This is a genomic window from Pseudomonas sp. xss_4, assembly GCF_043104125.1.
Classification (GTDB): domain Bacteria; phylum Pseudomonadota; class Gammaproteobacteria; order Pseudomonadales; family Pseudomonadaceae; genus Aquipseudomonas; species Aquipseudomonas parafulva_B.
In genome coordinates this window covers 50,149-76,867 of the sequence record NZ_JBICKJ010000071.1, presented here as the reverse complement: position 1 = coordinate 76,867, position 26,719 = coordinate 50,149, and the positions used below count along the sequence as shown (strand labels likewise).

Annotated in this window: 30 protein-coding genes and 2 pseudogenes; 15 read left to right on the top strand and 17 right to left on the bottom strand. The window is 60.5% G+C overall.

Annotated elements, in window-relative coordinates:
* Positions 1–142: 142 nt before the first annotated feature.
* Both ACF8GB_RS15225 and ACF8GB_RS15220 read left to right on the top strand, forming a co-directional pair.
* Complete coding sequence (locus tag ACF8GB_RS15225; RefSeq protein ID WP_058604901.1) at positions 143–1,072, top strand: LysR family transcriptional regulator; 930 nt, start codon at positions 143–145, stop codon at positions 1,070–1,072.
* Positions 1,073–1,145: 73 nt separating this feature from the next.
* Positions 1,146–2,120 carry a D-glycerate dehydrogenase gene (locus ACF8GB_RS15220; protein ID WP_058637188.1) on the top strand — a complete coding sequence of 325 codons (975 nt, stop codon included), beginning with the start codon at positions 1,146–1,148 and terminating at the stop codon, positions 2,118–2,120.
* Between the two features lie 56 nt (positions 2,121–2,176).
* Here the strand turns inward: ACF8GB_RS15220 and ACF8GB_RS15215 are convergent, their stop codons facing one another.
* On the bottom strand, positions 2,177–3,079 hold the full coding sequence (locus ACF8GB_RS15215) for a DMT family transporter (RefSeq protein ID WP_058637189.1): 903 nt from the start codon (positions 3,077–3,079) through the stop codon (positions 2,177–2,179).
* A gap of 182 nt (positions 3,080–3,261) precedes the next feature.
* On the opposite strand from ACF8GB_RS15215, the gene ACF8GB_RS15210 reads away from it, so the two are divergent.
* Positions 3,262–4,149, top strand: coding sequence for a helix-turn-helix domain-containing protein (locus tag ACF8GB_RS15210; RefSeq protein ID WP_392527278.1), 888 nt, complete (start codon positions 3,262–3,264; stop codon positions 4,147–4,149).
* Here ACF8GB_RS15210 and ACF8GB_RS15205 read toward each other — a convergent pair.
* From ACF8GB_RS15205 to ACF8GB_RS15180, 6 genes are all read right to left on the bottom strand, one after another.
* Positions 4,146–6,536: a TonB-dependent siderophore receptor gene (locus ACF8GB_RS15205; RefSeq protein ID WP_392527277.1), complete on the bottom strand. Its 2,391-nt coding sequence runs from the start codon at positions 6,534–6,536 to the stop codon at positions 4,146–4,148. The two genes, ACF8GB_RS15210 and ACF8GB_RS15205, sit on opposite strands and share 4 nt — an antisense overlap.
* A gap of 138 nt (positions 6,537–6,674) precedes the next feature.
* Entirely contained in the window at positions 6,675–7,661 is a 987-nt protein-coding gene (locus tag ACF8GB_RS15200; protein WP_326383619.1) for a FecR family protein, read from the bottom strand.
* Complete coding sequence (locus ACF8GB_RS15195) at positions 7,658–8,227, bottom strand: RNA polymerase sigma factor (RefSeq protein WP_196186409.1); 570 nt, start codon at positions 8,225–8,227, stop codon at positions 7,658–7,660. Before ACF8GB_RS15195 ends, ACF8GB_RS15200 begins: the two co-directional genes overlap by 4 nt.
* Before the next feature lie 4 nt (positions 8,228–8,231).
* Positions 8,232–8,558, bottom strand: coding sequence for a DUF3325 domain-containing protein (locus ACF8GB_RS15190; protein WP_326383618.1), 327 nt, complete (start codon positions 8,556–8,558; stop codon positions 8,232–8,234).
* Positions 8,558–10,135 carry a PepSY-associated TM helix domain-containing protein gene (locus tag ACF8GB_RS15185; protein ID WP_392527276.1) on the bottom strand — a complete coding sequence of 526 codons (1,578 nt, stop codon included), beginning with the start codon at positions 10,133–10,135 and terminating at the stop codon, positions 8,558–8,560. Before ACF8GB_RS15185 ends, ACF8GB_RS15190 begins: the two co-directional genes overlap by 1 nt.
* Positions 10,132–10,437, bottom strand: coding sequence for a DUF3649 domain-containing protein (locus ACF8GB_RS15180; protein ID WP_058604892.1), 306 nt, complete (start codon positions 10,435–10,437; stop codon positions 10,132–10,134). The genes ACF8GB_RS15185 and ACF8GB_RS15180 overlap by 4 nt, the downstream gene beginning before the upstream one ends.
* Here ACF8GB_RS15180 and ACF8GB_RS15175 point away from each other — a divergent pair.
* The 3 genes from ACF8GB_RS15175 to ACF8GB_RS15165 all read left to right on the top strand — a co-directional run bounded on the left by ACF8GB_RS15175 (position 10,436) and on the right by ACF8GB_RS15165 (position 11,475).
* A complete protein-coding gene (locus ACF8GB_RS15175) occupies positions 10,436–10,666 on the top strand; it encodes a hypothetical protein (protein WP_392475682.1) in 231 nt (76 codons plus the stop codon). The genes ACF8GB_RS15180 and ACF8GB_RS15175 overlap by 2 nt on opposite strands.
* Before the next feature lie 10 nt (positions 10,667–10,676).
* Positions 10,677–11,024, top strand: coding sequence for an HPF/RaiA family ribosome-associated protein (locus ACF8GB_RS15170; protein WP_058604891.1), 348 nt, complete (start codon positions 10,677–10,679; stop codon positions 11,022–11,024).
* 160 nt (positions 11,025–11,184) lie between these two features.
* Positions 11,185–11,475, top strand: a complete 291-nt coding sequence (locus ACF8GB_RS15165) for a DUF3509 domain-containing protein (protein WP_058637196.1) — start codon at positions 11,185–11,187, stop codon at positions 11,473–11,475.
* 3 nt (positions 11,476–11,478) lie between these two features.
* On the opposite strand, the pseudogene ACF8GB_RS15160 reads toward ACF8GB_RS15165, so the two are convergent.
* From ACF8GB_RS15160 to ACF8GB_RS15145, 4 genes and pseudogenes are all read right to left on the bottom strand, one after another.
* A pseudogene (locus tag ACF8GB_RS15160) lies at positions 11,479–11,712 on the bottom strand (phosphate-starvation-inducible PsiE family protein); the annotation flags it as partial.
* A 211-nt stretch (positions 11,713–11,923) separates the two neighbouring features.
* Complete coding sequence (locus ACF8GB_RS15155; RefSeq protein WP_392527274.1) at positions 11,924–13,768, bottom strand: UvrD-helicase domain-containing protein; 1,845 nt, start codon at positions 13,766–13,768, stop codon at positions 11,924–11,926.
* Positions 13,769–14,009: 241 nt separating this feature from the next.
* Entirely contained in the window at positions 14,010–14,447 is a 438-nt protein-coding gene (locus ACF8GB_RS15150; RefSeq protein ID WP_392527273.1) for a phosphate-starvation-inducible protein PsiE, read from the bottom strand.
* A 148-nt stretch (positions 14,448–14,595) separates the two neighbouring features.
* Positions 14,596–14,841, bottom strand: a pseudogene (locus ACF8GB_RS15145) (phosphate-starvation-inducible protein PsiE); the annotation flags it as partial.
* Between the two features lie 218 nt (positions 14,842–15,059).
* Here ACF8GB_RS15145 and ACF8GB_RS15140 point away from each other — a divergent pair.
* Positions 15,060–15,323, top strand: a complete 264-nt coding sequence (locus ACF8GB_RS15140; RefSeq protein ID WP_058604888.1) for a YebG family protein — start codon at positions 15,060–15,062, stop codon at positions 15,321–15,323.
* Between the two features lie 43 nt (positions 15,324–15,366).
* On the opposite strand, the gene ACF8GB_RS15135 is transcribed toward ACF8GB_RS15140, so the two are convergent.
* Entirely contained in the window at positions 15,367–16,386 is a 1,020-nt protein-coding gene (locus ACF8GB_RS15135; RefSeq protein ID WP_196186412.1) for a Glu/Leu/Phe/Val dehydrogenase, read from the bottom strand.
* A gap of 122 nt (positions 16,387–16,508) precedes the next feature.
* Here ACF8GB_RS15135 and ACF8GB_RS15130 point away from each other — a divergent pair, with 122 nt between their 5' ends.
* Positions 16,509–17,315 (top strand): SirB1 family protein, encoded by an 807-nt coding sequence (locus tag ACF8GB_RS15130; protein ID WP_058604887.1) that lies wholly within the window; start codon positions 16,509–16,511, stop codon positions 17,313–17,315.
* A 22-nt stretch (positions 17,316–17,337) separates the two neighbouring features.
* Here the strand turns inward: ACF8GB_RS15130 and maiA are convergent, their stop codons facing one another.
* The 3 genes from maiA to hmgA are packed head-to-tail and all read right to left on the bottom strand — an operon-like array spanning position 17,338 to position 20,574.
* The gene (maiA, locus tag ACF8GB_RS15125; protein ID WP_392527272.1) at positions 17,338–17,964 is read right to left on the bottom strand and encodes a maleylacetoacetate isomerase; all 627 of its coding nucleotides are present in this window, start codon (positions 17,962–17,964) and stop codon (positions 17,338–17,340) included.
* Positions 17,965–17,976: 12 nt separating this feature from the next.
* A complete protein-coding gene (fahA, locus tag ACF8GB_RS15120; RefSeq protein ID WP_196186414.1) occupies positions 17,977–19,269 on the bottom strand; it encodes a fumarylacetoacetase in 1,293 nt (430 codons plus the stop codon).
* A gap of 3 nt (positions 19,270–19,272) precedes the next feature.
* Positions 19,273–20,574, bottom strand: coding sequence for a homogentisate 1,2-dioxygenase (gene hmgA, locus ACF8GB_RS15115; protein ID WP_392527271.1), 1,302 nt, complete (start codon positions 20,572–20,574; stop codon positions 19,273–19,275).
* A gap of 169 nt (positions 20,575–20,743) precedes the next feature.
* On the opposite strand from hmgA, the gene ACF8GB_RS15110 reads away from it, so the two are divergent.
* Positions 20,744–21,526: an IclR family transcriptional regulator gene (locus ACF8GB_RS15110; RefSeq protein ID WP_392475677.1), complete on the top strand. Its 783-nt coding sequence runs from the start codon at positions 20,744–20,746 to the stop codon at positions 21,524–21,526.
* 250 nt (positions 21,527–21,776) lie between these two features.
* On the opposite strand, the gene ACF8GB_RS15105 is transcribed toward ACF8GB_RS15110, so the two are convergent.
* Both ACF8GB_RS15105 and ACF8GB_RS15100 read right to left on the bottom strand, forming a co-directional pair.
* Positions 21,777–22,679 (bottom strand): alpha/beta fold hydrolase, encoded by a 903-nt coding sequence (locus ACF8GB_RS15105; RefSeq protein ID WP_058604882.1) that lies wholly within the window; start codon positions 22,677–22,679, stop codon positions 21,777–21,779.
* Between the two features lie 224 nt (positions 22,680–22,903).
* Positions 22,904–23,359 carry a flavodoxin gene (locus ACF8GB_RS15100; RefSeq protein WP_058637204.1) on the bottom strand — a complete coding sequence of 152 codons (456 nt, stop codon included), beginning with the start codon at positions 23,357–23,359 and terminating at the stop codon, positions 22,904–22,906.
* Positions 23,360–23,469: 110 nt separating this feature from the next.
* Between ACF8GB_RS15100 and ACF8GB_RS15095 the strand changes: the two genes are divergently transcribed.
* The 6 genes from ACF8GB_RS15095 to ACF8GB_RS15070 all read left to right on the top strand — a co-directional run bounded on the left by ACF8GB_RS15095 (position 23,470) and on the right by ACF8GB_RS15070 (position 26,716).
* Complete coding sequence (locus tag ACF8GB_RS15095) at positions 23,470–23,898, top strand: PAS domain S-box protein (RefSeq protein WP_058637205.1); 429 nt, start codon at positions 23,470–23,472, stop codon at positions 23,896–23,898.
* A 55-nt stretch (positions 23,899–23,953) separates the two neighbouring features.
* Positions 23,954–24,571, top strand: coding sequence for a PilZ domain-containing protein (locus ACF8GB_RS15090; RefSeq protein WP_058637206.1), 618 nt, complete (start codon positions 23,954–23,956; stop codon positions 24,569–24,571).
* A 173-nt stretch (positions 24,572–24,744) separates the two neighbouring features.
* Positions 24,745–25,305 carry an antibiotic biosynthesis monooxygenase gene (locus ACF8GB_RS15085; protein ID WP_078478012.1) on the top strand — a complete coding sequence of 187 codons (561 nt, stop codon included), beginning with the start codon at positions 24,745–24,747 and terminating at the stop codon, positions 25,303–25,305.
* 33 nt (positions 25,306–25,338) lie between these two features.
* The gene (gene folM / locus ACF8GB_RS15080; RefSeq protein WP_058637208.1) at positions 25,339–26,076 is read left to right on the top strand and encodes a dihydromonapterin reductase; all 738 of its coding nucleotides are present in this window, start codon (positions 25,339–25,341) and stop codon (positions 26,074–26,076) included.
* A gap of 9 nt (positions 26,077–26,085) precedes the next feature.
* Positions 26,086–26,382, top strand: coding sequence for a DUF1244 domain-containing protein (locus ACF8GB_RS15075; RefSeq protein WP_058637209.1), 297 nt, complete (start codon positions 26,086–26,088; stop codon positions 26,380–26,382).
* Entirely contained in the window at positions 26,375–26,716 is a 342-nt protein-coding gene (locus ACF8GB_RS15070; protein WP_058637210.1) for a HopJ type III effector protein, read from the top strand. The genes ACF8GB_RS15075 and ACF8GB_RS15070 overlap by 8 nt, the downstream gene beginning before the upstream one ends.
* The last annotated feature ends 3 nt before the right edge of the window (positions 26,717–26,719 follow it).

Here is a 26,719-nt window from a genome sequence, read left to right as displayed (position 1 = left end):
GCGGCCACACTGGCGATAAGCGCTGATTCCTGCGAATCTTTGTTACTGAAACGGCGATAATCAGCCTTTGGTCGAAGGCAACTTTTCATCCTGGTTGCGCGACTTCGTGACACAATTTTGTCCTCTACATCGAGAGTGACCCATGGACACCCTGCAAAACATGCGTGCCTTCAGTTGCGTGGCCCAGCTCGGCAGCTTCACGGCCGCAGCGGGCCAGTTGGATACCACCACCGCGAACGTCTCGCGAGCCGTCTCCAACCTGGAAGCTCATCTGCAAACACGCCTGCTCAACCGCACCACGCGCCGCATCGCGCTGACCGAAGCCGGCAAGCGCTACCTGATGCGCTGCGAACAGATTCTGACCTACGTCGAAGAAGCCGAGGCCGAGGCCAGCGACGCCCATGCCCGCCCTGCCGGGCAGTTGAAGGTGCACTCGATGACCGGGGTGGGCCAGCATTTCGTGGTCGATGCCATTGCCCGCTACCGCGAATCGCACCCGGACGTGACCTTCGACCTGACCATGGCCAACCGTGTACCCGACCTGCTCGACGAGGGCTACGACGTGTCCATCGTGCTGGCCACCGAGCTGCCGGATTCAGGCTTCGTGTCGCAACGGCTGGGCATCACCTACAGCATCGTCTGCGCGTCGCCGGCCTATATCGCCCGTCATGGCGTGCCGCACAAACCGGCCGATCTGCTCAAGCATGCCTGCCTGCGCATGGTTAGCCCGGTGATACCGCTTGAAAAATGGCTGTTTGACGGCCCCGAAGGCCAGGAAATGGTCAACATCACCAGCTCGCCGTTCATGGTCAACACGGCCGATGCGATGCGCACAGCCATTCGCAGTGGCATGGGGGTGGGGGTATTGCCGATCTATTCGGCCATCGAAGGCTTGCGTAACGGCACCCTGGTGCGAATCCTGCCGCAATACCGGCTGCAGGAACTGAACCTGTATGCCATCTACCCGTCGCGCCAGTACCTGGACGCGAAGATCAAGACGTGGGTGGAGTACCTGCGTAACTCGCTGCCGGAAATCCTCGCGGCCCATGAAGCCGACTTGAAAGCGCACTGAGCCACCACCGGGCCAAGGGTTGCAGCCTGCTGCGCACAACCTGTAGCTTCAGGCTTTTGCCTTCAGGTGAACGATGAAAAAGACCGTCCTTGCCTTCAGCCGGATCACCCCGGCCATGGCCGAGCGCTTGCAGCACGATTTCACCGTGATCATGCCCGATCCCAAACGCGGTGACGTCAACGCGCAGTTCAACGAAGCCCTGCCGCATGCCCACGGCCTGATTGGCGTGGGCCGCAAGCTGGGGCGTACCCAGCTCGAAGGGGCCGGCAAGCTCGAAGTGGTGTCCAGCGTGTCGGTGGGCTACGACAACTACGATCTGGACTACTTCAACGAGCGCGGCATCGCCCTGACCAATACGCCGGACGTGCTCACTGAAAGTACGGCTGACCTGGGCTTTTCCTTGATCATGGGCTGCGCCAGGCGAACCGCGGAGCTCGACGCCTGGACCAAGGCCGGCCATTGGCAGGCCAGCGTGGGGCCTGCGCTTTTCGGCAGTGACGTGCATGGCAAGACCCTGGGCATCGTCGGCATGGGCAACATCGGCGCGGCCATCGCCCGGCGGGGTCGCCTTGGCTTCAACATGTCGGTCATCTACAGCGGCAACAGCCGCAAGACGGCCCTGGAGCAGGAATTGGGTGCGCAGATGCGTAGCCTCGAGCAACTGCTGGGCGAAGCCGATTTCGTCTGCATCGTGGTGCCGCTGTCCGATGCCACGCGCCAGTTGATCGGCGCCCGCGAATTGAAGCTGATGAAGCCCTCGGCGTTTTTGATCAACATCGCCCGCGGGCCAGTGGTGGACGAGGCGGCACTGATCCAGGCCCTGCAGGACGGCACGATCCGCGGTGCCGGCCTGGACGTGTATGAAAAGGAACCCCTGGCCGACTCCCCGCTGTTCAGCCTGCCCAATGCCCTGACCCTGCCCCACATTGGTTCGGCCACCGCCGAGACGCGTGAGGCCATGGCCAACCGCGCCATCGACAACCTGCGCGCGGCGCTGCTGGGCGAACGGCCCAGGGACCTGGTCAATCCTCAGGTGTGGAAAGGCTGAGCACGGGCGTAGCTGACACGGGCCGCAATCAATGCGGCCCTGTTTCATGAACAGGCCTAGGCAGGCCGAGGCACCTCGGGGCCGCGCGCAGCCTTGGGTTTGCGAAACACCAGCACATTGCCCGCCATCACCGCTACCAGGCCAAGCAAGGCGGTGGGCGTCCATTGATAGCCTTCGACGGCCGCCGACACGTTCAGGGCCACCAGCGGGAAAAGCACCGTGCAGTAGGCCGCACGCTCCGGCCCCATGCGCCCGACCAAGGTCAGGTATGCGGTGAACGCGATCACCGAGCCCGGCACCGCCAGGTACAGCAATGAGCCCACGTAGCGTGCGCTCCACTCCATCTCGAACGGAATCCCACCCACCAGGCAGGCAATTGCCAGCATGCCTGCCCCATAAGCCATGCCCCAGGCATTGGTGGTCATGGGCTTGAGCCCGGCCGCCTGCTGAACACTCGAAAGCATGTTGCCTGCCGAAAAACACAAGGTGCCAAGCAGCGCTAGACCAAGGCCGTACAGGGTTTGGCGGCTGGCTGCATGGTGCGACAGCTCCGGCCAGAACAGCAGGCCCAGGCCCAGCAATCCCAAGGCGCCACCGCCTAGTACATGCGGGGCCACCTGACGGCCAAAAAACAGCCGGGCATTGATCGCGTTCCACAAGGTGGCGGTGGAGAACACCACGGCAATGAGGCCGCTGGCGATCCATTGGCTGGCGCTGAGAAAGCAGATGAAGTTGATGCAGAACAGGCATAGTCCCTGGGCCAGGCAGATCTGGTGGCCGCGCCGACCCATGGGCTGCAGGCGCCGGGTGAGCAACAGCATGGCAAACAGGATCAGTGCTGCCAAGGCAAAGCGATAGACGATGGATACGGGGATGGCGACCCCACCCAGCTGGAATTTCAGGGCAATCCAAGTCGTACCCCAGATCAGCACGGTGAGCAGGTAGAGCGACAGGTTCATGGTGTGTTTCCTTTGGGCCTTCCACAGGTGTCCCGGCCAAGGCAGGCATGCCTGGAGTAACGGGCACCGCCAGTGTTTCGCCAGGTAGCCCTGCCCTGCTTGCATAAACTTGCGCTTTTGCGCATCAGGGCGCTGTCACCTGCCCTTGGCCGCAGTAGCATGTGCAGCAGAGGTAGGCCCCGATGACGCCATTCACGCAGCTGCAAGTGTTCAATGTCATGCATGCATCCCCCAACGCCCGGCTGGAGCTCAGCGCGCACCTGGGCGATGGGCTGGCGGCTGCGCTGTGGCGCAACCGCGACGATGCCCGCGACTACCAGGCACCCAGCCACCACACCCTGTCCTGCTACCTGGCCGACGGTACCGGCACCTTTCGGCGCCAACGCCCGGCCGACAAGGGTGCTCCGGACAAGCTGTGCGTATTGCCGGCCGAGCACGAATCGAACTGGGTGATCAACGGGGCCATCCGCATGGCCCACCTGTATGTGAGCCCGGCGCAGTTCGCGCTGGGGTGCATACGCCTGCTCGACCGGGAGCCGCGGGCGCTGCAACTGCAGGAGGCGACCTTCATGGACGACCCCAGGCAGGCCCTGCGCTTTCGCCAGCTGTTAGGCCTTGACTGGAACGAGCCGGCCGAACGTTTGCTGGCCAGCAGCCTGGCCCACGAGATCGTCGACCATGCCTTGCTCAGCCAAGTGGGCCTGCGCAAGGGGCTGCGCCTGAAGGGCGGGCTGGCGCCCAGCCAGCGCCGGCAGTTGGTCGACTACATCGAAGCACACCTGGAGCATGCCCTTACCCTGGGCGAGCTGGCCGTGCGCTGCAACCTGTCCGAGTACCATTTCGCACGCATGTTTCGCGTGAGCTTCGGCTTGCCCCCCCACCAATACCTGCTGGCCCGGCGCCTGCACCGGGCGTGCCTGCTGCTGCGGCTGGGCCATGCGCCCTTGGGCGAGGTGGCCCTGGCCTGCGGGTTCGCCAGTGCCAGCCATTTCAGCAATCGCTTCCGCCAGGTGCTGGCGGCCACGCCTGGGGAGTATCGCCAGGCCCTGGGCCGCAGGGCTGGTCGCTAGAATTCGAAGGTGCCCGATACGCTCACCTGCCGCGCATCGCCCACCGCCACGAAGTACTGGTTGACCGACGAGCTGTAGTACACCTTGTCGAACAGGTTCTTGACGTTCAGTTGCAGGCGAACGGTGTGCGCGTCCAGCTGGGTCTCGTAGCTGGCGAAGGCGTCGGCCACCGTGTAGGACGGCAGGTCGAAGGTGTTGGTGGCATTGCCGGTACGCTCGCCCACATAACGCGCCCCGGCACCGGCGCGCAGGCTGTCGCCACCGAACAGGCTGCCGAAATCGTAGACGGCGGACAACGAAGCGCCGTGCCGCGCCACGTTCTGCAGGCGGTTGCCCTTGAGGGCCGGGTCCTGGGTGACCTTGGCATCGGTGAAGGCGTAGCTGCCGATCAGGCTCCAGCGCTCGCTCAACTGGCCGGTCAGGTCCAGCTCGACGCCCCGGGAGTTCACTTCACCGGCATTGCTGTAGACCGTCTCGCGGGTGCTCGAATCGAAGTTGGACACCAGAACGTTGCGCTTGGTGATGTCGAACAAGGCCAAGGTGCCGGTGATGCGCCCTGGTACGTCGAGCTTGGCCCCAAGCTCCCACGACTTGCTCTCTTCCGGGGCGATGGCGCCGTCGAGCACCACGTTGCCGGCCAGTGGTGCGATGGTCGAGTTGGGCTTGAACGATTCGCTGTAGCTGCCGTAGAACGAGAGCTGTTCATCGAACTTGTACACCACCCCCGCATGGGGGACCCAGGTTTGCCCGCTGATGTCGGTGTTGGCCTTGAACGGGCGCCCGCGACCGGCGTACTGGTCATATTGCTGGAAGCGCCCACCGGCCACCAGGATCCAGTGATCGTCCAGGTGCAGCGCATCCTGCATGAACAAGGCGTCGGTGCGCAGCTCGTCGGTCTGGTCACTGTCGGAGGCGCGCACTGTGCTGCCCTCCACTTCACGCCCATACACAGGGTTCAGGTAGCTGAAGGGGGTGCGCGGCGTCTGGCGGATCAGGTCGGCGCGGTACACCTTGCGGTCTTCATGGTCCAGGCCCACCAGCAGATCATGCTGCAGGCCTGCCTTCTGGACTGTGCCGGCCAGGCTCGCCGTGACGAACTGGTCTCGGCTCATGGCACCGCGCGTGCCATCGATGCTGCGCGTCAGTGTGCCGGTGCGCGGGTTGACCCCGGTCACGCGGACCTGGCTGGCGTCATAGGTTTCCCGGTTGAAGCTGTAGCCCAGGTGCAGCTTCCAGTCGTCGGCAAGCTGATGGTCCAGTTGCAGGCTGTAGAGGTCGGAGCGGCCCTGCATGTCGTTGAACGGCTCATCCAGGCGCCGGGTGGCCGGGATGTTGAGCGGATGGCCGTCGTTGCCGAAGGCCGTGCCGCGGTCGAACGGGTAAAGAAATTCACGGTGCTCGTAGGCCACTACTACTTGGGTATCCTCGCCCAGCCAGGCCAGCGAGGGGGCCAGCAGTGTCTCGCGGCGCACGCCGTAGTTGCGCCAGTAGTCTTCGTCCGTGTGGTCGGCAATCAGGCGGTAGGCCAAGTTGCTGTCGCCCAGCGCACCGGTGCTGTCGAAACCACCACCGCTGCCGTTCTTGCCATCGCCGTAGGTCGAGCCGCGTGCAGTCAGTGCGTTGTAGGCCTGCAGCTGGGGCCGCTTGCTGACCACGTTGATCACCCCGCCTGGATCCTGGATGCCGTACAACAGCGAAGCCGGCCCCTTGAGCACCTCGACCCGCTCGGTGCTGGCGCTGAGGCTGCGGCCCTGCACCAACGGCATGCCATCGCGCATGATCGAACCGTCGCGGTTATCGCCAAAGCCCCGCTTCATGACAGTGTCGGAGGTACCGCCGAAATTGTTGCCTTGGGTAATGCCGCTGACATTGGCCAGGGCATCGTCCAGGTTGCGCGGCGCCTGATCGCGCAGCACTTGGGCGGGCACCACGTTGATCGCCTGGGGGATGTCCTGGGTGGGGCCCTGGCCGCGCATGATCGAGGTGGTGGTCGGCGGCTGATAGCTCAAGCTGTCGAGCTGCGAAGTCACGGTGGTGGCCTGCAGGTTCAAGGCACCGGCGGTGTCCAATGCCTGCAGGGTGAAGGTATGGGCATCGACCCGTTGCCAGGTCAGCCCGGCATTACCCAACAAGCGCTGCAACGCCTGCTCGGCGCTCAAGGCCCCGTGCAGCGCAGGCGCTTGCACGGCAGGCAGCGTCAGGGTATGGACCACGCTCTGCCCGGTGACGCGGCTGAAGGCGGCGAGGGCCTGGAGCAGTGGCTGGGCAGGTTGGTCGAAGGTATAAGCTTGCGCGCGTTGCGCCGCACTCGCCGCCTGGATGTAGATGAACGGCGGGAGTACTGCAAGACCGAGCCAAAGGGGAACGCAACGCAAGGTAGACTTCATGGACGCTGACCTGAGAGGGGGTATTGAGTGCGAATGAATCGCACTTTCACGCACTACACGGTTATGGCGTGCTGTTACCTCACCTGCGGTAGGAAGTTTTTTTGGAGGGCATGAAATAGGGTGGTCAACGACCAGCAATCAACGGATAACCGTGAACCGACCAAGCACTGTCTGACGCGAAAAGCCGAGCACTGCGCCCAGTGAGTCCAGCGCCTGCAAGGGTTCGGCAATGGGGAAGCTGCCACTGACTTCACGCCGCCCCAATGCCTCGTTCAGCAGCACGATGTGGCCGGGGTAATAGCGACCCAGATCCTCAACCACCTGGGCCAGGGGCGCCTGGGAATAGGTCAGCCAACCCTCGCGCCATGCCAGGTGCTGCTCGCTGTCGACCGACAACGTATGGCTGACCTGCCCCGCGCCGTAGCTCACCTGCTGATTGGCAATCAACTCACGTGCCACGGCCCCCTTGGACGGGCTGACCGCCACGCGACCGGCGCGGACGGTGACCTGGGTGGCGGCGCCCTGCTCGCGCACTTCGAACTCGGTGCCCAGCACTCGCACCTGCCCATCGGCGGCCTGCACCACAAAGGGCTCGCCGGTGTGGGTGACCTTGAAGAACGCAGCGCCGTGCAGCAACCGCACGCGGCGCTGGCCGTTTTCGAATTGCACGGCAACCGCACTGTGGGCGTCCAGCGTGACCGCCGAGTGGTCTGGCAAGGTCACTTCGCGCCGGTCGGCCGACGTGCTGTAGTCGGCACGCAGGTCCAGCAGCCAATGACCGGGCTGCCACCCACCGAGCATGCCGATGGCCATGATCAGGCAAGCGGCCATGGCCAACGCCCCTGCACGCCAACGTCCGGGGCGCCTGACAGCGGGCGGGCTCATCCGGTCGAGGTAATGTTGCAGGGCCAGCCGGTCTTCATCGGCCAGGGTCGCCGCAGCGGGGGCGCTGTGGTTCCACAGCGCCTGCGCCTGCTCGTACGCAACCGGATGCCGCGGGTCGGCCAGCAGCCAACGCCTGAACGCCGCACTGCGGGCTTGCTCGGGCTGCCCGTTGATGCGTACAAGCCACTGCAGGGCGGCATCGGATTGTGCCTGAGTGACAGCAAGTAACGTGGTGGTCACGGCGTGCCCCGTGGTCGTCGTGGAATGGGCGCGGCCTGGGCGACACTGGCCTTGCACGCTTGCAGGGCACGCATCATATGTTTTTCCACAGCGCTTTGGGACAGTTGCATGGCGCGTGCTATTTCGCTGTACGTGCAGCCGTGGACACGGTTGAGCAGAAAGATTTGCCGGGTACGCTCGGGCAACGCACGCAAGGCGTTTTCGATGCGTTGCAGATCGTCGTCCACCTCCAGGGTCTGCTCCAGCGTCTGGCTCACAAGGTGCACGCTGCCCTGTGAAACATCGGCCAAAGCACGCTGGCGGCTGCTTTCGCTGCGCAGGTGATCGATGGCCAGGTTGCCGGCGCAGCGCATCAAGTAGGTGTCCAGGGCTTCGACCTTCACTTGCGCACGCCCCCAGAAGCGCAGGAACAGCTCCTGGACCAAGTCGGACGCGGTGGCTCGGCAACCTACCCGGCGACTGACCAGCGCCTCCATGCGCGCGCGCTGGGCCATGAACACTTGGATAAAGCGGGCACGAGCGCTCGATTCACCCTCTGAGCCGTCGTTCTGCGTCGTAGGGCTCATGGCATCATCCGGCTAACAGGACCAACAACGGCCCCAGCAATGCACTGACAGCGGCCATGCCGACCAGCAAGCGAGGCAGGTACGCCAGCCCGAACACCCACAAGGTCACACCTGCCATCGCAACGGCCGTCCACTCCACAAGACCGTGAGTCCAGCCCCGCGCCTGCACGCCAAGGGCCAATGAGACCAGCAGCATGAGCCAGCCGGTCGCTCGTAACAGCCGCGGTTGTCCTGGGACCGGCGTGAGGCCCAAAAGCGCTTCGAAGTGCTTGGGCATGGCCAGAGACAAGGCGGCGAACCCCGCGAAGGCGATCAGGGCGATACCGAGCATCACTGGACCTGCGCCGTTTCATGGCCAACCTGGCTGGCGCGTGAACGGGAAGGCTTGGCCAAGGCCAGCGCAGGGCGCAGCTTCTTGCTTGCCAGCCAGGCCAGGAACAGGCCGCAGCCCAATGCGGTGAGATCGAACCCAGCCATGCTCCAATCGCCATCGATGATGGCGTGGTTGAGCCCGTGCGCGGTCGTCAGCGCATTGAGCAGTGGCAACAGCGTGAAGGCCAGCGCCCCGAGCGCCAGCTGCTCGCCCCAGGCCCGGCGACCGCTACGCGCCATCGCGTGCACCAGCGCCAGGCCCCATGCCATGAAGAACGCATTGACCTCCCAGTCGGCACGGGTTTCAAGCGCCGCCGGCAGCAGCCGGTTAGCCCAGAAAAAGCTGGCCACTGCTAACAGCAGCCCGCTCATGCTGACGATGTTGAGCACCTCCACCAGACGCAGCTCACGCGGAACGCGCGGGGCCTTGGCATGCTTGAGCTGGCGCTTGTCCAACCACATCACCAGGCCGGTCCCGATCACGGCAGTGCCTGCCAGCCCGAAGCAGAAATACAGCCACCGCAGCCAAGGGCCGGCAAAATTGCCCATGTGCAACCCGGCAAAACTGAATGCCGTCAGCATGGCGCCACTTTCGGGCTTGCCTTGTTCGAGCAGCGCGCCTGTGGCGCCGTCGAAGGTCCAGTTGGCACTGCGCCGATAGGCAACGTGGTCGGCGGCAGACTGGGTGAAGGTGACCCGTGCGTTGCTGTCGCCCGGGTTCTCGACCCGAATGTTGCCCACCCGCGCCCCCGGTTGCAGCGCCTGGACCTGGGCATAGAGCGCCGGCAGTGGGGCAAGCGGCGCGGCGACCTGAGCTGCCCTGGGCGCCTCCCCTGCCCCAAACAAATCATTGAAGTACTTCGAGGTGTCATCACCGTAATGCGCCATCAGCCCTGCGGGCATGACCAGGTACATGAACAGCACCAGGCTGCTGTAGCTGATCATCAGGTGAAACGGCAGCACCAGCACGCCGATGGCGTTGTGGCCGTCCAGCCAGGAGCGCTGGCCCTTGCCAGGGCGAAAGGTGAAGAACTCCTTGAACAGTTTCTTGTGGGTGATGATGCCGGTGACCAGGCCGAGCAGCATGATCAGAGCGCAGAATGTCGACAGCCAGCGGCCATACGGATAAGGCATCTGCAGCTGGAAGTGGAACCGGTAGAAGAACTCCCCGCCGCGACTGTCGCGCGCCGTGACGGGCTCGCCCGTCTTGGCATCGAGGGTCTGGGTGACGAAGCCGCGAGGCCCTCCGCTCGCATCCCGGTACCCGACCTTCACCCCTGCTTCACGCTCATTGGGCAGGCGGATGAACCAGCTTTGCGAAGCGGGCGCCTGACCTTGCAGATAGCGCTGCGCCGCGCCCAGCGCGGCTTGCGGGTTGGGTGCGTAGTGGCCTATCTCAGGCTGCATCCAGTGGGTGATTTCTTCCTTGAAATACGACAGGGTGCCGGTGAGGAAGATGGCAAAGAGCAACCAGCCGAACAGCAGGCCCGTCCAGGTATGCAGCCAGGCCATCGCCTGGCGAAAGCCGTCTTTCATGACAATTTCATCCAATGGACCAGCGCGCCGAGCAGCCCGAGCACCAGGCTCGGTATCAACACACCCAGCCACGCCCGCCAAGCGTCACGGCAGGCAAAGCAACCGATGAAGGCCAACACGTAGAACACGAACGACAGCATCAGGCCGATCAGCGTGGCGTCGACCGGCGCTATGGGCAGCGACACAGCCACGCAGAAACTGGCCGTAGACGCCAACAGATAACCGCCAAGCAACGCCGCCAGGCTGCGTGAAGCCACGGCCAGGCGATAGCTGGGCGTGAGGCTGGCGGGTTTACGGGTCATGGCCAAGTCCGGAAATGTTGAAGCCAGCAATAATAATGATATGGATTCTCATATGCAAAGCCTGGCCGACAGCATGCTGGGCAAAAGTGAGCAATCGGCTTTGCTACAAGACATTTATTTTCACGAGGGGGTTGAATTCGCTATTGGCTTGCCTGACCTTAGAGTCAAGAGGCGCAGAAATTCCAAGGGTCTCAAGGACCTGGTGTCTCCATGCGAGCAAGCTGAATAAGGATTGAATCATGCAAATCCAGGTCAACAGCAGCAACCACATCGATGGCAATGCCCGGCTCGACGAGTGGGTCCGCAACACGGTGCAAGACACGCTGGAGCGCTACGAGGAAGACCTCACCCGTATCGAGGTGCACCTGCGCGATGAAAACGGCGGCAAACCCGGACCACAGGACAAGCGCTGCCAGATGGAGGCTCGCCCAAAAGGCCATCAGCCGATCTCGGTGACCCACACGGCCAACTCGCTTGACCAGGCGGTGGAAGGCGCGGCCACCAAGCTGACCCATGCGCTGGAGCACCTGTACGGCAAGTTGCGTAGCAAGCGTGGCGTGCTGGAGCTGAGCGACCCGGAGGCTTGATCGCCTGACCGGAACGGGGCCGCGCAGCGGCCCTTGCCTTATCCAAGCGCAAGGGCTCAGCCTTGCACCACTGCCGCCGTGCCGCGACCGATAAACGGTTGGAACCCGGTCCCACCCCCACCAGTCAATTTCTGCATCATCACGTTGCAGAAGCGCCATCATGACCAACCCATTCGATCAGATCAGTGCAGCGTTCAGCCCCCAGTACCGGGTAAATCTGAGCATCGAGGCGCTCGACGGGAGCATCATGCTCACCTTGTCTGACGAGGCGGGCATCGCCGCCAAACGCTTGATCAGCCAGGCGCAACGCAACGACCCCGCTCGCTTGCAACGGGTCATCGACAGCATCCGCCTGGGCCTGGCGATAGACCGCAGCCAGAACCCCATGCAAGTCCTCGCCGCCCTTACGCGCCCCAGTGGTGGTCAAGCACGCAACGTCGTGGCCAACTGAGGGTCACTTACCCTCTTCCACATCCTTGCCGCTGGCGTCCAGGACCTTGGTCGACGGATAGCGATACGACGCGTAGCGCACCACAAGAATGGCGAATGCCAGCAGCAGGATACCTCCGCACACGTACAGCAGCCCCACATCGGGCGCCTTGTGGTGCGACACGTCGCCAATCAACAGGCGGGTGAGCGCGGTGATGGCCACGTACAGCAGAAAGCGGATGGGCATGTGGTTGGTCTTGACGACACCGAAATCCTGCGCCGTCACAAAAAAGACATTTTTAAAACCGTGAAAAATTCTTTCATGATTTTTACGAAAATATTTACCTGAAGCTTCGCTAGCTATGATGTGGATATGCGAGACAGTAAATAAAAAACATACCAAAAATGGTAAAAAACCATCCTAATTAAAAACAAACCCTTCGCTCTATAAATTATGACACCTCATTCTACTAACTATTATTCAAGACTCCGCCCAGACGATCAAAGTTTTTCTCAAAGAAATCACTATAAACACTTCGCTCTGGAAAAAACACGACAATACTTTCCTTCGCCCGAGTAAGCCCAGTGTAAATTATTTCCGCAGAGTCCTTATCACAGACAAATAAAATTATGAGAGGAGACTCATAACCCTTAAAACTGTGAATTGTGGATAACTTTGTCACTCCACTATTCAAATTAAATCCTATTTTTTTTGCATTTCCAAAAGTCTTGTATGATTTTTTAAACCTTGGATGCTGCATCATTTCCAAAGTAGCAAAAGTAGTGAGTGTGCGCTGCTTGAACCCACTACCATTACGCAGATGATAATCCAAATTTTGGAGAATGCTTTCCTTCGAGCAAATTATTGTCACGTCATTTGGATGTAATCGCTCATTTCTTGTGAGGTCCACTACCTGTTTCACACAAGCTTCTAAATCATTTTCATGATATGTGGAATATGCGTTAATACCTAGCATTGTAAGAGACGGCTGGTAGGATTCATCTACGTCAACATCATAGTTTTGTTGAAGGAAGCTCTCCTGAAAAAGAGCTGCCACTTTCAAAATATGGCTGTCTTGCTTGAACCTAAAGCTCTTACTGAGCTTTTCCCATCGTCCAAAACCTTCTATAAGCTTAGAACGCCTGTCAGTGTCTATCGCCCGTGAATATATGTTTTGCTTTTCATCACCAAAGAGAACCATTTCACCTTGCGGGGCTAAGAAATTATCTCTAATAATTTTTAGCCATTCCGGCTTATAATCCTGGACCTCATCTATCAAAATAGTGGCGTATTTCTGCTGAACCTCAACCTGATCAAATATATTCTGATTAGAAAAATATTGCGCTTCTACTCCTTCCCAATCAAGATCTTTGAAATCGACATGCACACCATAATTATTAAATGCATCAGTCATAAAACCATGATAGTGTGCAATTTCAAAATTGCCCCACGAAAAGTCTTCACGGACTTCGTTAATCCTTCCTTTTATATACATCCGCAAGGTTATATTGAAGGTCAGTATTAACACCACCTCCTCATGCCTTTTATATGCATTAACAGCACGCTTTGCTAAAACCGTAGTCTTACCTGATCCAGCAACCCCGCAAATTTTTGCTCTGGATCCGTCTAAGCTTTCAGACAGCCTCGTTTGAAGCTTACTATATTGCAGCTCTTTCCCTTCGTTAGCGTAATGGTATGGGGGAGACAAAAGACGGTAAAACTCATCGTAAACCGTTTCGTAGAAATCAATCCCTTTTAAATTTTTTCCGAATGAAATCTTATTTATATTATCTTTTGTAATTGACAGCATATTCAGATCACGAAGCAGCTTCTTTCTCTTTCGCTCCAAATATTCCCGTCGCTTTTCATAGCCTTCGTGAGCTACCCTCCCCGCTTTAAAACTTGCTTCATTATCCCGTAACTGCTGACCAATTTCAGAAATCGCCGGATTATAAAAATCACTCAATTGTTTTTTTGTTGCACAATGGAAATAAACATTAACACTAATAATATTAAAAAACCTGTCATCCCTGACCACCTTTTCCAGCAGACCATTCACATGAACATCAAAAAAATTCTTTTTATAAGCGAATACCTGCTCAAACGGAGACTTTACTATATGCCCATTACTCTTTAAACTCCATTTATTATCCGAAGAAACCCTATACCTATCAAGATCCCAATCTTTTACTTCAACAACGACTACGCCTAGCTTTTTATTCAGTAATACAATGTCAGGCCGATCACCATTGAAGCATGGTTGGAAATATACGCTCGTGCTCTCATCGAACATCCCACCAAGAGCGTCAAGCAAATGAAGTTCTCCGGACGTTGGCGCTTGTCGAGATCTATTTATCTGATCTAAATCCGGTATTATAACTGCCAAAATTTTTCACTCCCTTGAATGCAAATAAAACACGATAGCACGAAGCCACTTTTGCTACAACAAATGACAAGACGCACTAACATTCAAGCCAGACCAATAAGCGTAAGCGCATCAAAAATTTGATAATAAAAAAGGCCGCTTTTTAGCGACCTTTTAATCATTAACTATATCAGTCTGTGTTTTCTTTGACCGACGGGAACCGCGCAGATGCATATCGCACGACGAGAATGGAAACAGAGAGCAGCACCACACCGCCCGTTAGGTAAAGAATGCCCTCGTCAGGGGATTTGTGATGTGACACATCGCTAATCAGCAGCCGAATCAGGGCAGTCACTCCAATGTAAAGCAGGAACCGCAATGGCATATGGTTTGTGCGGAAATAGATTCCGCTCATAGCAAGCAGTTCGAGATAGATAAACAGCAGCAGGATGTCATCGACGCTGATTTTTTCCTGATGAAGCATTTCGATGAAGGTGGTGACGCCTGCGTAGATTGTGATCGCACCGATCCCAAAAAGCGCAAGATAATGGAAAAGCTCAACGCCGAGGTTTCCAAGGCTGTTTGCCCCAGCATGAAGCCTTACGCGCATCCGATCCGCCCATTTCATACCTACACCCTCCTCTCATACACCAAACCGAAAAAACATCCAAGCAGCAAATCAGTTCCGCGAAAACGAAAGATTACGCCATAACCCAATGATTTTGTTTGAATTTTAAGAGAGCAGAGTTCTGAGGAAAAATGTTAGTTATAGGTGGGTTGGTCTTGAAGTAGATACCCACCATGGCGCCCAACTCCAGGTAGATGAACAGCAGCAGGATGTCATCCACGCTGATCCCACCTTTGCCGAGCATGTCCAGAAACGTCACCACAGCGGCATAGGCCGTTATCGCACCGATGCCGAACAAGGCCAGGTAGTGAAAGCCTTCGACGCACAGGTTGCCCAGCGAATCGGCTGAGCCGTGCAGGCCTTTGCGCAGTTTTTCTGCCCATTTGATGTTCATGATCGATGACTCCCCGAAGCTCTCTGAAAAATGATCCGCTGCCTGTATGACGCTTGTGCCATGCAGTTAAAGGGCCAGGCACAGGGGCTTGGAAGGTGGTCGAGCGATGCAGGACACGCACACCCCCTGGGAAATTCAGGGTTGCGCGATTCAGGGAATGCCATTACTGTATATCGATACAGTAAATCGTTAACAGCAAAAAGGCATAGAGGTGATGAATGGCCGTCGAAGTGGTGTATCGCAGCAGCCGCGACCCGGAGCGCTTGTTCATGGATAAGGCCGAAGCAGACCGTCACGACAAGATGCTCGAACTGGCTGAGCGCCTGGCAGAAGTCCTGCACAAGGCTGTGCCATCGTTGAGCGAACAGCAGGTAGAAGAAGCCGGTATCTACATGGCCAAGAACCGCGATGTGTTCGCCAGGGCGTTCAAGAGCCAGCCCGACGCGCTGGGTGAACTGCTCGAGGGCGATGCTGCTCAATAGCGATCGCTGGGCCTTTGAGCGACGAGGCCTGAGGGCGTTGTATTCAGTCGTACAACAAACGTTCCGCCAGCGCCTGCGCCACACGTGCAGGCGAACGCTTTTCAGCCTGGGCATGGCCGAACACTTCGGTCAGGCGGGTGGGTATACGGGCAATGTGGGCGGTGATCGCCTCCGCTTTTTCGCCCCTATGGGCCAGCGCTGAGTAGATCAGGGCACCCGCGTTGATCACGTAATCAGGTGCATACAGAATCCCCCGCCCTTCCAACTGGTCGGCAACGTGCAACGATGCCAGTTGGTTGTTTGCAGCACCCGCCACTGCCGCGCACCTCAACTGCATCACGCTTTGCCCATTCAATCCCGGGCCTATGCCGCAGGGGGCGAAGATGTCGCACGGTGTACTGGGGAGCGCATCGTGGGCAATCGGTTGTGCGTCGAACTGCTCTACTGCAAGTCGCACTCGGCCAGGCTCCAGGTCGCTGACCAGCAGGTCTGCACCTGCTGCGTGCAGGTGTTCGGCCAGCGCGTACCCTACACTTCCCAACCCCTGGATGGCGACACGCAGCCCTTCCAGGTTGTGGCTGCCCAGCCGCGCATGGGCGGTGGCGCGCAGGCCCGCGAATACCCCCATCGCCGCATGTGGAGCAGGGTCACCCAGCGCTGTCGTGCTGACAACATGGGGGGTGCCTTGCGCCAAGCAATCCATGTCCAGTGTCGAGGTGCCGCTGTCCAGGGCGATGAGTAGCCGCCCTTGCAAGCTATCGATACAGCGGCCGAATGCTTCGAACAAGGCAGCGCGGTCGTTCACCTGCGGGCTGCGCAGCATGACCGCCATGCCGCCCCCGAAAGGCAGGCCCGCCATTGCCGCCTTGTAGCTCATGCCCTGGGCCAGGGTGACTGCGTCGTTGATCGCACTCTCATGATCGGTGTAGGCAAGGTAGCGACAACCGCCCATGGCCGGCCCGAACCGCTCGCTGTGAATGACCACGACGGCCTCAAGGCCTGTCTGCGGATCGTTGAACACATGCAGTGACTGAGTACGGGTGCATTGCATCAGTGCGAACATGGCCTAGCTCCCCATGAGGTGCAGCATCCAGTATAGGCACCTGAAACGGGCGGGCCGGGCTACCGGACAACTGGACGAAACCGCTCTGGCCGGCTATTACTCAAGGGTGAGTGGAGAAGCCCATGAAGCCACGTCAAGCCTGCCTGGCCTGCCTTGAAAACACGCCTGCCGCCCTGCTGCAAGCTGCGCTGTGGATCGCCGCCGAACATGACCCAAGCGTCGATCCTGATGCCTGCCAGGCCGTGTTCCAGAACATGCAGCACACCATCAGCATTCACCTGCCCATGATTGGCGTCACTGAACTTGCCCAGCCGCTCTTGCGCCAGCTCAACGCGTTGGGTTTCCAACAGGATGAATACCTGCCGCTGCGTCCTCACGCTGCCTTGATGAACCATGTGCTGACAAGGCGACGCGGCCAACCGCTGGCCTTGGCCATCCTGGCACTGGAGTTTGCGCAGCGACTGTCCATTCCACTCGAAGGCGTCGCCTTCCCTGGGCATTTCCTGTTGCGCGTGCCGGGTGCCGACCATTTGCTCGACCCCTGCGGCGGTCGGCGTCTTTACCCCAATGATTGCCGGGAGCTGCTGGTCCGCCAGTACGGTCCGGGCACCGCCTTGAGCGCCGAGCACTTGCGCCCGGCCAGCGCCATGCAGATGCTGCAACGGCTGTCACGCAACCTGCGCCAGTTGCACACCAGCAATGATGCCCCACTCGCGGCGCTGATCGACGCCGAGCGCGTCATGCAACTGGGGCCTGCCCAGGTCGGCGACTACCTGGCCCGGGCAAGCCTGTACAGGCAGCTTGATTGCCCACACGCCGAGCGCTTCGACCTGGAACATGCATTACTGCTGACGGAAGACCCTGTGCAGCGGCTGGTATTGAGCGAGCGGCTGGAGCAGTTGCCCGCGACAAGCCGCTCCCTTCATTGATCGCGCAATCTAACGCTGCACACTACGGCGTATCGGGTTGACGCGAAGGATGAGCCTGCATGAACGCCGGATGCTGCTGCGCCAACGCCGCCACCCTGCGAATGCGCGGGTAACCCCCAAGGTCGACCCCGAATCGCTCGGCGGCATAGAGCTGCGGTATCAGGTAGACATCCGCCAGGCCAGGCGCATCGCCCAGGCAATAGCCACCCTCGCCGATCACCTGTTCGACAGCCCCCAACCCCTGGCTTATCCAATGGCCGATCCATTGGTTGATCTGCACTTCATCCTGGCCCGCTTCACGCAGGCGGTTGAGCACGCTCACGTTGTGCAGGGGGTGGATGTCGCAGCCGATGATCGCCGCCACCCCACGCGCCTTGGCGCGCTGCGCCGCCCCTGCCGGTAGCAGCGCGGGCAGCGGATAGGCCTCTTCCAGGTACTCGATGATGGCTGGAGATTGCACCAGAACCTCACCATCGTCGGTACGCAGAGTGGGCACCCGGCCCTGGGCATTGATACCCAGATAACCGGCTTGCCGATGCTCGCCTTGCAGCAGATTGATGGGGAGTGCCCTGAAGCTCAGCCCTTTGAGGGCCAAGGCAATCCGCACTCGGTAGGACGAGGTGGAACGGTAATAGGTATACAGCTCCATGCCTGCGTCTCCTCAGTTGGCCGCAATGACCCGACCACGGCACTCGCCGAACCCGATGCTCACCCCACCGTCGCACACACCCCGTGCCCGCAGGATGATTTCGTCGCCGTCCTCCAGAAACTTGCGCACTTCGCCATTGGGCAGCTCGACCGGGTGCTTACCGCCCTCGGTGATTTCCAGCAAGCTGCCATAGGACCCTGGGGTTGCACCTGACAGGGTGCCGGAGCCGAACAGGTCGCCGGGTTGCAACTGGCAACCGTTGACACTGTGGTGCGCCACCAACTGGGCCACCGTCCAGTACATGCTGCGGGTGTTGCTCAGGGCCAGGCGGTGCGGCGCCCCCCCCTCCTCGCGCATGCGCTCGGTGAGCAGCAACACTTCCAGTTCGATGTCGAATGCACCCGCTGCCTGATCCCGCTTGTCGAGCAGATAGGACAGCGGCTGGGGGTCACCTTGAGGCCTTGGCGGCTGAGCGCAGCGCAAGGGCGCCAGCGCCTCGGCCGTGACGACCCAGGGCGAAATCGTGGTCACGAAGCTTTTGGACAGGAACGGGCCCAGCGGCTGGTATTCCCACGCCTGGATGTCCCGCGCCGACCAGTCGTTGAGCAGGCACAGGCCCGCGATGTGCTCGGCGGCATCGCCGATGGGGATGGCCTGGCCGATGTCGTTGCCCTGCCCGATCCAGATGCCCAGCTCCAGCTCGTAGTCCAGCCGCGCACAGGGGCCGAAGCTTGGTTCGCTCTGGCCGGCAGGCAATGTCTGGCCCTTGGGCCGGCGGACATCCGTCCCGGAGGGGCGAATGGTCGATGCGCGGCCGTGATAGCCGATGGGCACATACTTGTAGTTGGGGAGCAAGGGGTTGTCGGGGCGGAACAACTTGCCAATGTTGCGGGCATGCTCGATGCCCACGTAGAAGTCGGTGTAATCGCCGATCTGGGCCGGCACATGCAACTGGCAGGTGCTGGCGGGATAAAGCGCGCCCTCCAGCATTGCCTGGTGCTCGGATTGCTCACCGAGCAACTCGAGCAGCCGCTCCCGCAGCGCCACGCGCGCAGCGCGCCCGAGTGCGAAAAACGCGTTCAAGGTGCCGCCCTGGGTGGCAAGTACCGCCGCCTTGGCCTGACCTTCGAACAAACCCATGGCCAGCACCGCCTCAAGGTCGAGGATGGCATCGCCGATGGCCACGCCACAGCGCTTGGCTTCGCTGCCACGACTGAAGATACCCAAGGGCAGGTTCTGCAGCGGGAAGTCACTGTGCCCATTGGCGTGGCTCACCCAGCTGCGAGCAATGGCGGGTTGGTTCATGGGTTATCTCCGGTTCGGGTTGAAGGCGCTGGGCAAGGTGGCCCAGCAGCTGTCGTAGTCGGCCTGCAACTGCGGGCAGGACATGGCGTACTGGCTCGGGCGCAGCACCTGGCTGGTCTCGAACATGAACGCCATGGTGTTCTCGATCTTGTGCGGGGCAAGCTCGGCCGCGATGGCCCTGTCGCAGGTCTCGGCATCCGGGCCATGGGCACTCATCACGCTGTGCAGGGACGCGCCACCGGGCACGAAGCCTTCGGCCTTGGCATCGTAGGCACCGTCGATCAGCCCCATGAACTCGTTCATCAGGTTGCGGTGGAACCATGGCGGACGGAAGGTGTTCTCGGCCACCATCCAGCGCGGGGGGAAGATCACGAAGTCCATGTTGGCAAGGCCATGCACGCTGGTCGGTGAGGTGAGCACGGTGAAAATCGAGGGGTCCGGGTGGTCGAAGCTGACTGTGCCCAAGGTATTGAAGCGACGCAGGTCGTATTTGTAAGGCACGTTGCTACCGTGCCAGGCCACCACGTCCAATGGGGAATGCTGGAGCTCGCACGCCCAGTGCTCTCCCAGAAATTTCTGTACCAGCTGTACCGGCCCAGTGGTGTGTTCATAAGCGGCCACCGGCGTTTCGAAATCGCGGGGGTTGGCCAGCCCATTGCTGCCAATAGGCCCCAGGTCCGGCAGGCGCAAGGGCGCGCCGTGGTTTTCAGCCAGGTAGCCACGGGCATGGCCATCGAGCAGTTCGACACGAAACTTCATGCCGCGGGGAATCACTGCAATTTCAAGCGGGCCCACCTGCATCACACCCAGCTCGGTGGCAAGGCGCAGCCGACCTTGCTCAGGCACCAGCAACAGCTCGCCATCGGCGTTGAAGAACACGCGCTCCATGGAGCGGTTGGCGCTGTAGATGTAGATGCTCACACCGCCAGGCGCGTTGGCAGGGCCATTGGCCGCCATGGGCAGCCAACCCTCGATGAAGTCGGTTGGCGCTTGCGGGATGGGCTGCGGGTTCCAGCGCAGGCGGTTGGGCGTGATCGTGCCCCCCACCTGGTTCAGGGGCTGGCGCGCCAGGCGCTCGAAACGCGGATGGGCGGCTGACGGCCGGATGCGGTACATCCAGGTGCGGCGCAGCTCATGACGGGCCATGGTGAACGCCGTGCCGGAGAGCAGTTCGGCATAGAGCCTATAGGGGGTTTTCTGTGGCGAGTTCTGCCCGACCGGCAAGGCGCCTGGCAACGCTTCGCTGGTGAATTCGTTGCCGAAACCGCTGAGGTAGTGAAGGTCAGGTGCAGGGTCGCGATTCATCGATGCCTCCGGGCCGGGGCGGCCTGTGGGAGCAGTTGCTGCTGCCCGAGGGAACGGCGGCGCATCTGCATTGTTTTTATCGTAATCAGATTACGAATAACGTAATTTGCTCTGCGCCAGGCGTCAAGCTATAAAGGCGCGACTCGATGACTCGCGGATGACCCTACCGATGGCCAAAGCCAGCTCCCCTACCGACAACGGCAAGCAGAAGGTCCGCTCAGCCGAGGTAGGCACCGACATCCTCAAGGCATTGGCCGAACTCTCACCCTCCACGTCACTGTCCAGGCTTGCAGAGCATGTCCAGATGCCGGCGAGCAAGGTGCATCGTTACCTGCAAGCCCTGATTGCCAGCGGGTTCGCCGAACAGAATGCGGCTACCAATCATTACGGCCTGGGGCGCGAAGCCTTGCGCGTGGGCATGGCCGCGCTGGGCAGCATCGATGTGCTGAAAGTCGCCGCGCTGCCGCTCTCCCAGCTGCGTGATGAACTGAACGAGAGTTGCTTCATTGCGGTGTGGGGCAATCAGGGGGCGACCGTGGTAAGCATCGAACCGGCCGTACGCGCCGTCACCGTGGTGACGCAGATTGGCTCGGTATTGCCGCTGCTGACCTCGTCCACCGGGCTGGTGTTCGCGGCCCATTTGCCTGAGCGGGAAACCGTGGACTTGATGGCGCGCGAGCTGACCCAGCTCAAGCAAGGGCCTGGGGATTATCAGACGGTGCTGGCAGGTATACGTGAACGCGGCCTGCACCACATCCATGGGCTGCTGATGCCGGGTGTGGATGCGCTGTCGGCGCCGATCTTCAACGCCATGGGGCAGATCGCTGCGGTGATGACGGTGGTGGGGCCCACGTCGATGTTTCATGCCGATGAACAAGGCCCTGCGGCGCAGCGGCTTTTGGCTGCTACGCGCGAGGCAAGCTGGCGCATGGGGTACTGCCCAGCCTCTTGAGCACCGCAGACTGTTGCCTGGTATGTAACGGTGAATGTCGCCGTATGCGGTTTTTCCAGTCGATTCAATTGCTTATTATCGGATCACTGGCTGGCACCGAGGGCTCTCCCCCCGCTCGCGGTGCCAGTCAGGTGTATCGACGTAGATTTTGAAGCTCCTTGATCTGACGTCTCGATTGACCGCTGCGAAAGGCAGCGGTTTTTTTTGCCTGCCGTTTGATCCTCAGGAGCCCGGTTGCCACGTCATCGGGTCAAAACCTGGCCACTTTGAGCGAGCCGAACCCTTGGGCGGGTTCCCTGAACGCCAGGTAATGACGCAATACCTGTTGCGGCGCCTCGGTATGCGGATGGTGGCCAATACCCTGCAACAGCACGACATCGGCGGTCGGAACGTGTCGACGGTAGTGCTCGACCATGTGCGCGCCATAAAGGGGATCGACTGCGCCGGCGATCAAACGCAACGGCACCGCCCCCTGCAGCGCCTGCGTCCAGCGATCACGGTGCTGCAAGCGTTCAGGCACGTAGCCGGCAAGCCTGTGCAGCACGCGCGTGCCGCGATTGGCAGCCAGCATGCTCCAGAAGTCGTCGAGCACGCTTTCGCTCGGGTGGGTACATGGCCCATAGACACGGGTCAGGTGACGCACCAGGTCATCGCGGCTGAACGAGCGCGCCACCAGCCAGCCCAGGCGACTTAGCAGCAGCTTCTGCAGTAACAGCATGCGACAACCTTCAGGAAACAGGCCGCTGTTGAGAAAGACGCAGCTGGCGATATTGGCGCGCTGCTCATGATGCCGAGCCAGCAGCTCCTGGGCCACGCTACCTCCGTAATCATGAGCCAGCACATCCACCGGCTGGTCGATCTGCAGGTGAGCCAGCAAGGCCTGCTGCAAGTCGGCCTGCTCCATCAGGCTATAGGCGTGATCAACTGGCTTGGCCGAATCGCCGAACCCCAGCATGTCGCAGGCCACCACCCGATAGCGCTGGGCCAGAGGGCCCCACAAGTAATGCCAGTCCCAGCTGCCTGTAGGAAAACCATGTAGCAAAAGCAGGGGCGTTCCTTGCCCTGCGGTCCAGTAGCGGATGCTCTGGCCCCGGAATGTGAAACTCTGTCCCCGGGTACGCCAGACGCACAATGGAATTTCGGCCATGGGCATCGGAAGGCACCGGGTTAAGGGATGTGGACGCGATAAGGCAAGGCTGCTGTCATTGCATGTCACCTCGGCACTTGCATGTGCTCTCTGTGCGAGACACAGTCTAGCCAGCGGCCGAGGCGCTTGAACTTGCGTTGCCAGCCAGCTTGATGACTGAGCGAGTCACCTGCACCAGCGGTAGGCGCAGCCTGACTGGTTGCCGGCTGCGTATCCTTCCTGCAAAAACGTCAGGCGCTCAGTGCCTGCACCAGTTCAGCCAGCCACGGCTCGGCATCGGTTTCCGGTGTCACGGTTTCGCTGGCATCAAGCCGCAGCATGGGCAGCACCTCCTGCACGCCAAGTTCGGCAAACAGTTCGCGCATCTGTTCGCCGCCACCGCAATAGGTATCGCCATAACTGGAATCGCCCAAGGCGATGACTGCACCCGGCAGGCCACGCCAGTCGGCCGGCAGGGTGTCGCGCAGGGCGCTGTAGAGGGGCATGAGGTTGTCGGGTAACTCGCCCATGCCTGTGGTGGAGGTCACCGCCAGTACGGCCTGCGGGCCGAACGCCTGCAAGTCTTGCAAAGAGGCTCGGTTGGCGTGCCAGGCTTCCAGGCCAGCGGCCTTGAGCAGCGATTCGGCGTGACGGGCAACTTCTTCGGCGGTGCCGTACACCGATCCGGAAATAATGACGACTTTCATCAGGGAAAAGGATTCCGATACTGAGTGAAATCGTAGGATACTAGCACCCAGCGCTGGCACAAGGCCGTGGCAACGCCCGCGGCCCTCATTCCTCACTGCATGACCCAGACATGATCAATGCGCAGTTGCTGCAATCGATGGTCGATGCCTCGGACGACGGTATCGTGGTCGCTGAACAGGAAGGCGACGACACCATCCTCATCTACGTGAACGCGGCTTTCGAGCGTCTCACCGGCTACAGCCGGGATGAAATCCTGTACCAGGACTGCCGCTTTCTGCAGGGGGACGACCGTGACCAATTGGGCCGCGCGCGCATCCGCAAAGCGCTGACCGAGGGCCGGGCATGCCGTGAAGTGCTGCGTAACTACCGCAAGGACGGCACCGCTTTCTGGAACGAGCTGTCCATTACCCCGCTAAGGCACGCGGCTGACCAGCGCCTGTACTACATCGGCATTCAGAGGGACGTTACCCGGCAAGTGGAAACGGAACGCGAACTGGCTGAGCTGCGCGCTCGTCAGAAAGCCGGTGATGGTGCGTGAACCAATGCGCTTTGGAGTCAATCGGGCCGTAGAACCCTCCACATCGAGTTTCAACATGCCCCCCGACACACTTCTGACCCAGGATGAGCTGGACTATATCCAGGATGTCCAGCACTCCCCGCAGTTTGACATGACCGAAGCCATGACGAGCCTCCTGGTCAATGGGGACAGCCGCATTCAGGGTCTGCTCACGCGCCTGGTCGCTCATGAGCAGGTTACCTTGCAGGCCCATGTCGACAACCAGCAGATCAGCATTCCGCTTCAGCTGATCGAGGACGAGTTTCATACGCTGCAATTGCAACTGGGCGCGCCCGATATCTTCGAGATAGGCCCCAGGCTGCGCCCATGGCGGCTGACCCTTGATCCGCCCTGTGCATTGCTCGACGCCCACGGTGAGGAGAGCGGGCTCTGGGTGTGCGATATCTCTGTCAAAGGTGTGCTTGTGCATGTGCGCGACCTGCTAGACGCTCCTGATGTCTTCACGCTCCGATTCGCCCCGGACGGTGTCTGCCCCATCGAGCTTCACGGCAAGCTGGGCCGGCGTATCGACGGCTCCAAGGCCGCCTATGACCTAAGTGGCACTGCCCAGGAAGACATCGAACGCCTGCGCGATTTCATCCTCCACAAGCACCGGCTTGCTCACCCTGAGTTGCATACGCAAATGCCCGGCTGAAGACGACACCCGACGAACGCACCGTGTTCTCCCACGGCGGTGGCTTACGCCCGCTCGGTCGATACGCCATAATCCGCGCCCACTTCTTGCATGCCTAACTGAGTCGACCACCACCCCGGCCGACACAGCCAAGGGGCCAGCTACCCGCCAGCCTCGTCGTCAGGAGATACACGATGTCTAGATCCCCCGTCACCTTGATGGTGTCGCGGCGCGCCGCCGATGGCCGCTATGAAGAACTGCTGGCCTGGCTCCATGAGGGCGAACAGCTGGCCACCGATTTCCCCGGCTACCTGGGCTCAGGGATTCTCGCACCGCCGCGCGACGGCGATGAATTCCAGATCATCTTCCGCTTCAGCGATGAGCCGACCTTGCATGCCTGGGAACATTCGGCCTCGCGGCGCGCCTGGCTCAAGCGCGGCAACGGGCTGTTCGAGCGCCCCAGGGAGGCACGGGTCAGTGGCATAAACGACTGGTTCGGCACTGCCTTGGTGCGTAAACCACCCCGTTGGAAACAGGCCACGGCGATCTGGCTGGCATTCTTTCCGGTGTCACTGGCCTTTAACATGCTGTTCGGTCACTGGCTGGCAGGCATGGACCTGTTGCCACGCGTGCTTGTCAGCACCCTGGCGCTCACCCCCCTGATGGTGTACCTGTTCATCCCCCTTTCAACGCACCTGCTGGCGGGCTGGCTGCAGGGGGCGGCGGCACGCGAACACGCCTGGCGTAGCCGGTAGGCGCAGGCCACACACGCGTTGGGCAGTTGGGGTATGCTGGGCGACAACCTTCGACTCATACAGTTGACCGCCCCGAACATGAACAGCCCTATCCTGATAACCGGAGCCAGCCAACGCGTCGGGCTGGCCCTGGCCATGGAACTGGCCCAGGCCGGCCATACGGTGGTCAGTGCCAGCCGCAGCGTCCAGCCTCAATCGCCACACCCCAATATCATTCCGTTCACCGCAGACTTGTGCCAGGCGGCCGATCGCCAGGCACTGATCGACTACCTCTACAGCCATTACGATGGCCTGCGCGCCGTCATCCACAACGCTTCGCTGTGGCTCGACGATGACCTGGCCAACCTCGACACCATGTTCCGCCTTCATGTCGAAGCGCCCTATCATCTCAATCTGGCCCTGGGCGAGCTCTTGGCCAAGGTCGACAAGGCCGACATCATCCACGTCTGCGACGAAACGTCCTCACGCGGCAGCAAGAGCCACATCGGCTACGCCGCCACCAAGGCCGCGTTGCAGAACATGGTGTTGTCGTTTGCCGAAAAGTACGCACCCACGGTACACGTCAACGGTATTCTGCCTGGGCTGCTGATCCTCAAGGAGGGCGGCGACGAAGCCTATCGCCAGCAGACGCTGAAGAAGGCACTGCTGGAATTCGAACCGGGCGCCGGGCCGCTGATCGAGACGGTCAAGTACCTGCTTGCCAGCCAATACAGCACCGGCAGCCAAGTGGTCATCAACGGTGGCCGCCACCTGAAAAACCGCATCATTTGAGAGAAGCCCATGACCCCACAGCAACAGCTCGAACTGGAAGCCGCCGCTTTCCGCCGGCTCGTGGAACACCTGCGCTCACGCACCGACGTGCAGAACATCGACCTGATGAACCTGTCCGGGTTCTGCCGTAACTGCCTGTCCAAGTGGTACAAGGCGGCAGCTGACGAGCGCCAGGTGGACCTGAGCCTGGATGACGCCCGCGAAGCCGTCTACGGCATGCCTTACGGCGAGTGGAAGGCCCAGTATCAAAAAGAGGCCAGCCCTCAGCAGCAGGCCGCATTCGAACAAGGAAAACCCCGTGACTGATCTGACTACCCTGCGCGCCAGCCTGGACAGTGGTGAACATGTGTTCGCCGACACCTTGGCATTCATTGCCGAACACTATGCCTATCAGCCCCAGGCCTTCAGCAACGGTGGCGTCGAAAACGCGGCCGGGCAGAACGAAGGTTCATGCAAGACCTTGGGCCTGGCGTTGCTAGAGGGATTGACTGATCGTGAGGCGCTGCTGGCCTTTGGCGAGCATTATCGAGATGTGCAGGCCACACCCGAGGGCCACGACCATGGGAATATCCGTGCGCTGATCGCGTACGGCCTGGCAGGCGTCAAGTTCGAGGCATTACCACTGTCGCGCAAGGCTTGATGG

Coding starts and splice junctions, on each gene's coding strand:
- ACF8GB_RS15225 (WP_058604901.1), top strand. CDS start 143: ATGGACACCCTGCAAAACATGCGTGCCTTCAGTTGCGTGGCCCAGCTC.
- ACF8GB_RS15220 (WP_058637188.1), top strand. CDS start 1,146: ATGAAAAAGACCGTCCTTGCCTTCAGCCGGATCACCCCGGCCATGGCC.
- ACF8GB_RS15215 (WP_058637189.1), bottom strand. CDS start 3,079: ATGAACCTGTCGCTCTACCTGCTCACCGTGCTGATCTGGGGTACGACT.
- ACF8GB_RS15210 (WP_392527278.1), top strand. CDS start 3,262: ATGACGCCATTCACGCAGCTGCAAGTGTTCAATGTCATGCATGCATCC.
- ACF8GB_RS15205 (WP_392527277.1), bottom strand. CDS start 6,536: ATGAAGTCTACCTTGCGTTGCGTTCCCCTTTGGCTCGGTCTTGCAGTA.
- ACF8GB_RS15195 (WP_196186409.1), bottom strand. CDS start 8,227: ATGAGCCCTACGACGCAGAACGACGGCTCAGAGGGTGAATCGAGCGCT.
- ACF8GB_RS15190 (WP_326383618.1), bottom strand. CDS start 8,558: ATGCTCGGTATCGCCCTGATCGCCTTCGCGGGGTTCGCCGCCTTGTCT.
- ACF8GB_RS15185 (WP_392527276.1), bottom strand. CDS start 10,135: ATGAAAGACGGCTTTCGCCAGGCGATGGCCTGGCTGCATACCTGGACG.
- ACF8GB_RS15175 (WP_392475682.1), top strand. CDS start 10,436: ATGGCCAAGTCCGGAAATGTTGAAGCCAGCAATAATAATGATATGGAT.
- ACF8GB_RS15180 (WP_058604892.1), bottom strand. CDS start 10,437: ATGACCCGTAAACCCGCCAGCCTCACGCCCAGCTATCGCCTGGCCGTG.
- ACF8GB_RS15170 (WP_058604891.1), top strand. CDS start 10,677: ATGCAAATCCAGGTCAACAGCAGCAACCACATCGATGGCAATGCCCGG.
- ACF8GB_RS15165 (WP_058637196.1), top strand. CDS start 11,185: ATGACCAACCCATTCGATCAGATCAGTGCAGCGTTCAGCCCCCAGTAC.
- ACF8GB_RS15150 (WP_392527273.1), bottom strand. CDS start 14,447: ATGAAATGGGCGGATCGGATGCGCGTAAGGCTTCATGCTGGGGCAAAC.
- ACF8GB_RS15140 (WP_058604888.1), top strand. CDS start 15,060: ATGGCCGTCGAAGTGGTGTATCGCAGCAGCCGCGACCCGGAGCGCTTG.
- ACF8GB_RS15135 (WP_196186412.1), bottom strand. CDS start 16,386: ATGTTCGCACTGATGCAATGCACCCGTACTCAGTCACTGCATGTGTTC.
- ACF8GB_RS15130 (WP_058604887.1), top strand. CDS start 16,509: ATGAAGCCACGTCAAGCCTGCCTGGCCTGCCTTGAAAACACGCCTGCC.
- maiA (WP_392527272.1), bottom strand. CDS start 17,964: ATGGAGCTGTATACCTATTACCGTTCCACCTCGTCCTACCGAGTGCGG.
- fahA (WP_196186414.1), bottom strand. CDS start 19,269: ATGAACCAACCCGCCATTGCTCGCAGCTGGGTGAGCCACGCCAATGGG.
- hmgA (WP_392527271.1), bottom strand. CDS start 20,574: ATGAATCGCGACCCTGCACCTGACCTTCACTACCTCAGCGGTTTCGGC.
- ACF8GB_RS15110 (WP_392475677.1), top strand. CDS start 20,744: ATGGCCAAAGCCAGCTCCCCTACCGACAACGGCAAGCAGAAGGTCCGC.
- ACF8GB_RS15105 (WP_058604882.1), bottom strand. CDS start 22,679: ATGCCCATGGCCGAAATTCCATTGTGCGTCTGGCGTACCCGGGGACAG.
- ACF8GB_RS15100 (WP_058637204.1), bottom strand. CDS start 23,359: ATGAAAGTCGTCATTATTTCCGGATCGGTGTACGGCACCGCCGAAGAA.
- ACF8GB_RS15095 (WP_058637205.1), top strand. CDS start 23,470: ATGATCAATGCGCAGTTGCTGCAATCGATGGTCGATGCCTCGGACGAC.
- ACF8GB_RS15090 (WP_058637206.1), top strand. CDS start 23,954: ATGCCCCCCGACACACTTCTGACCCAGGATGAGCTGGACTATATCCAG.
- ACF8GB_RS15085 (WP_078478012.1), top strand. CDS start 24,745: ATGTCTAGATCCCCCGTCACCTTGATGGTGTCGCGGCGCGCCGCCGAT.
- folM (WP_058637208.1), top strand. CDS start 25,339: ATGCTGGGCGACAACCTTCGACTCATACAGTTGACCGCCCCGAACATG.
- ACF8GB_RS15075 (WP_058637209.1), top strand. CDS start 26,086: ATGACCCCACAGCAACAGCTCGAACTGGAAGCCGCCGCTTTCCGCCGG.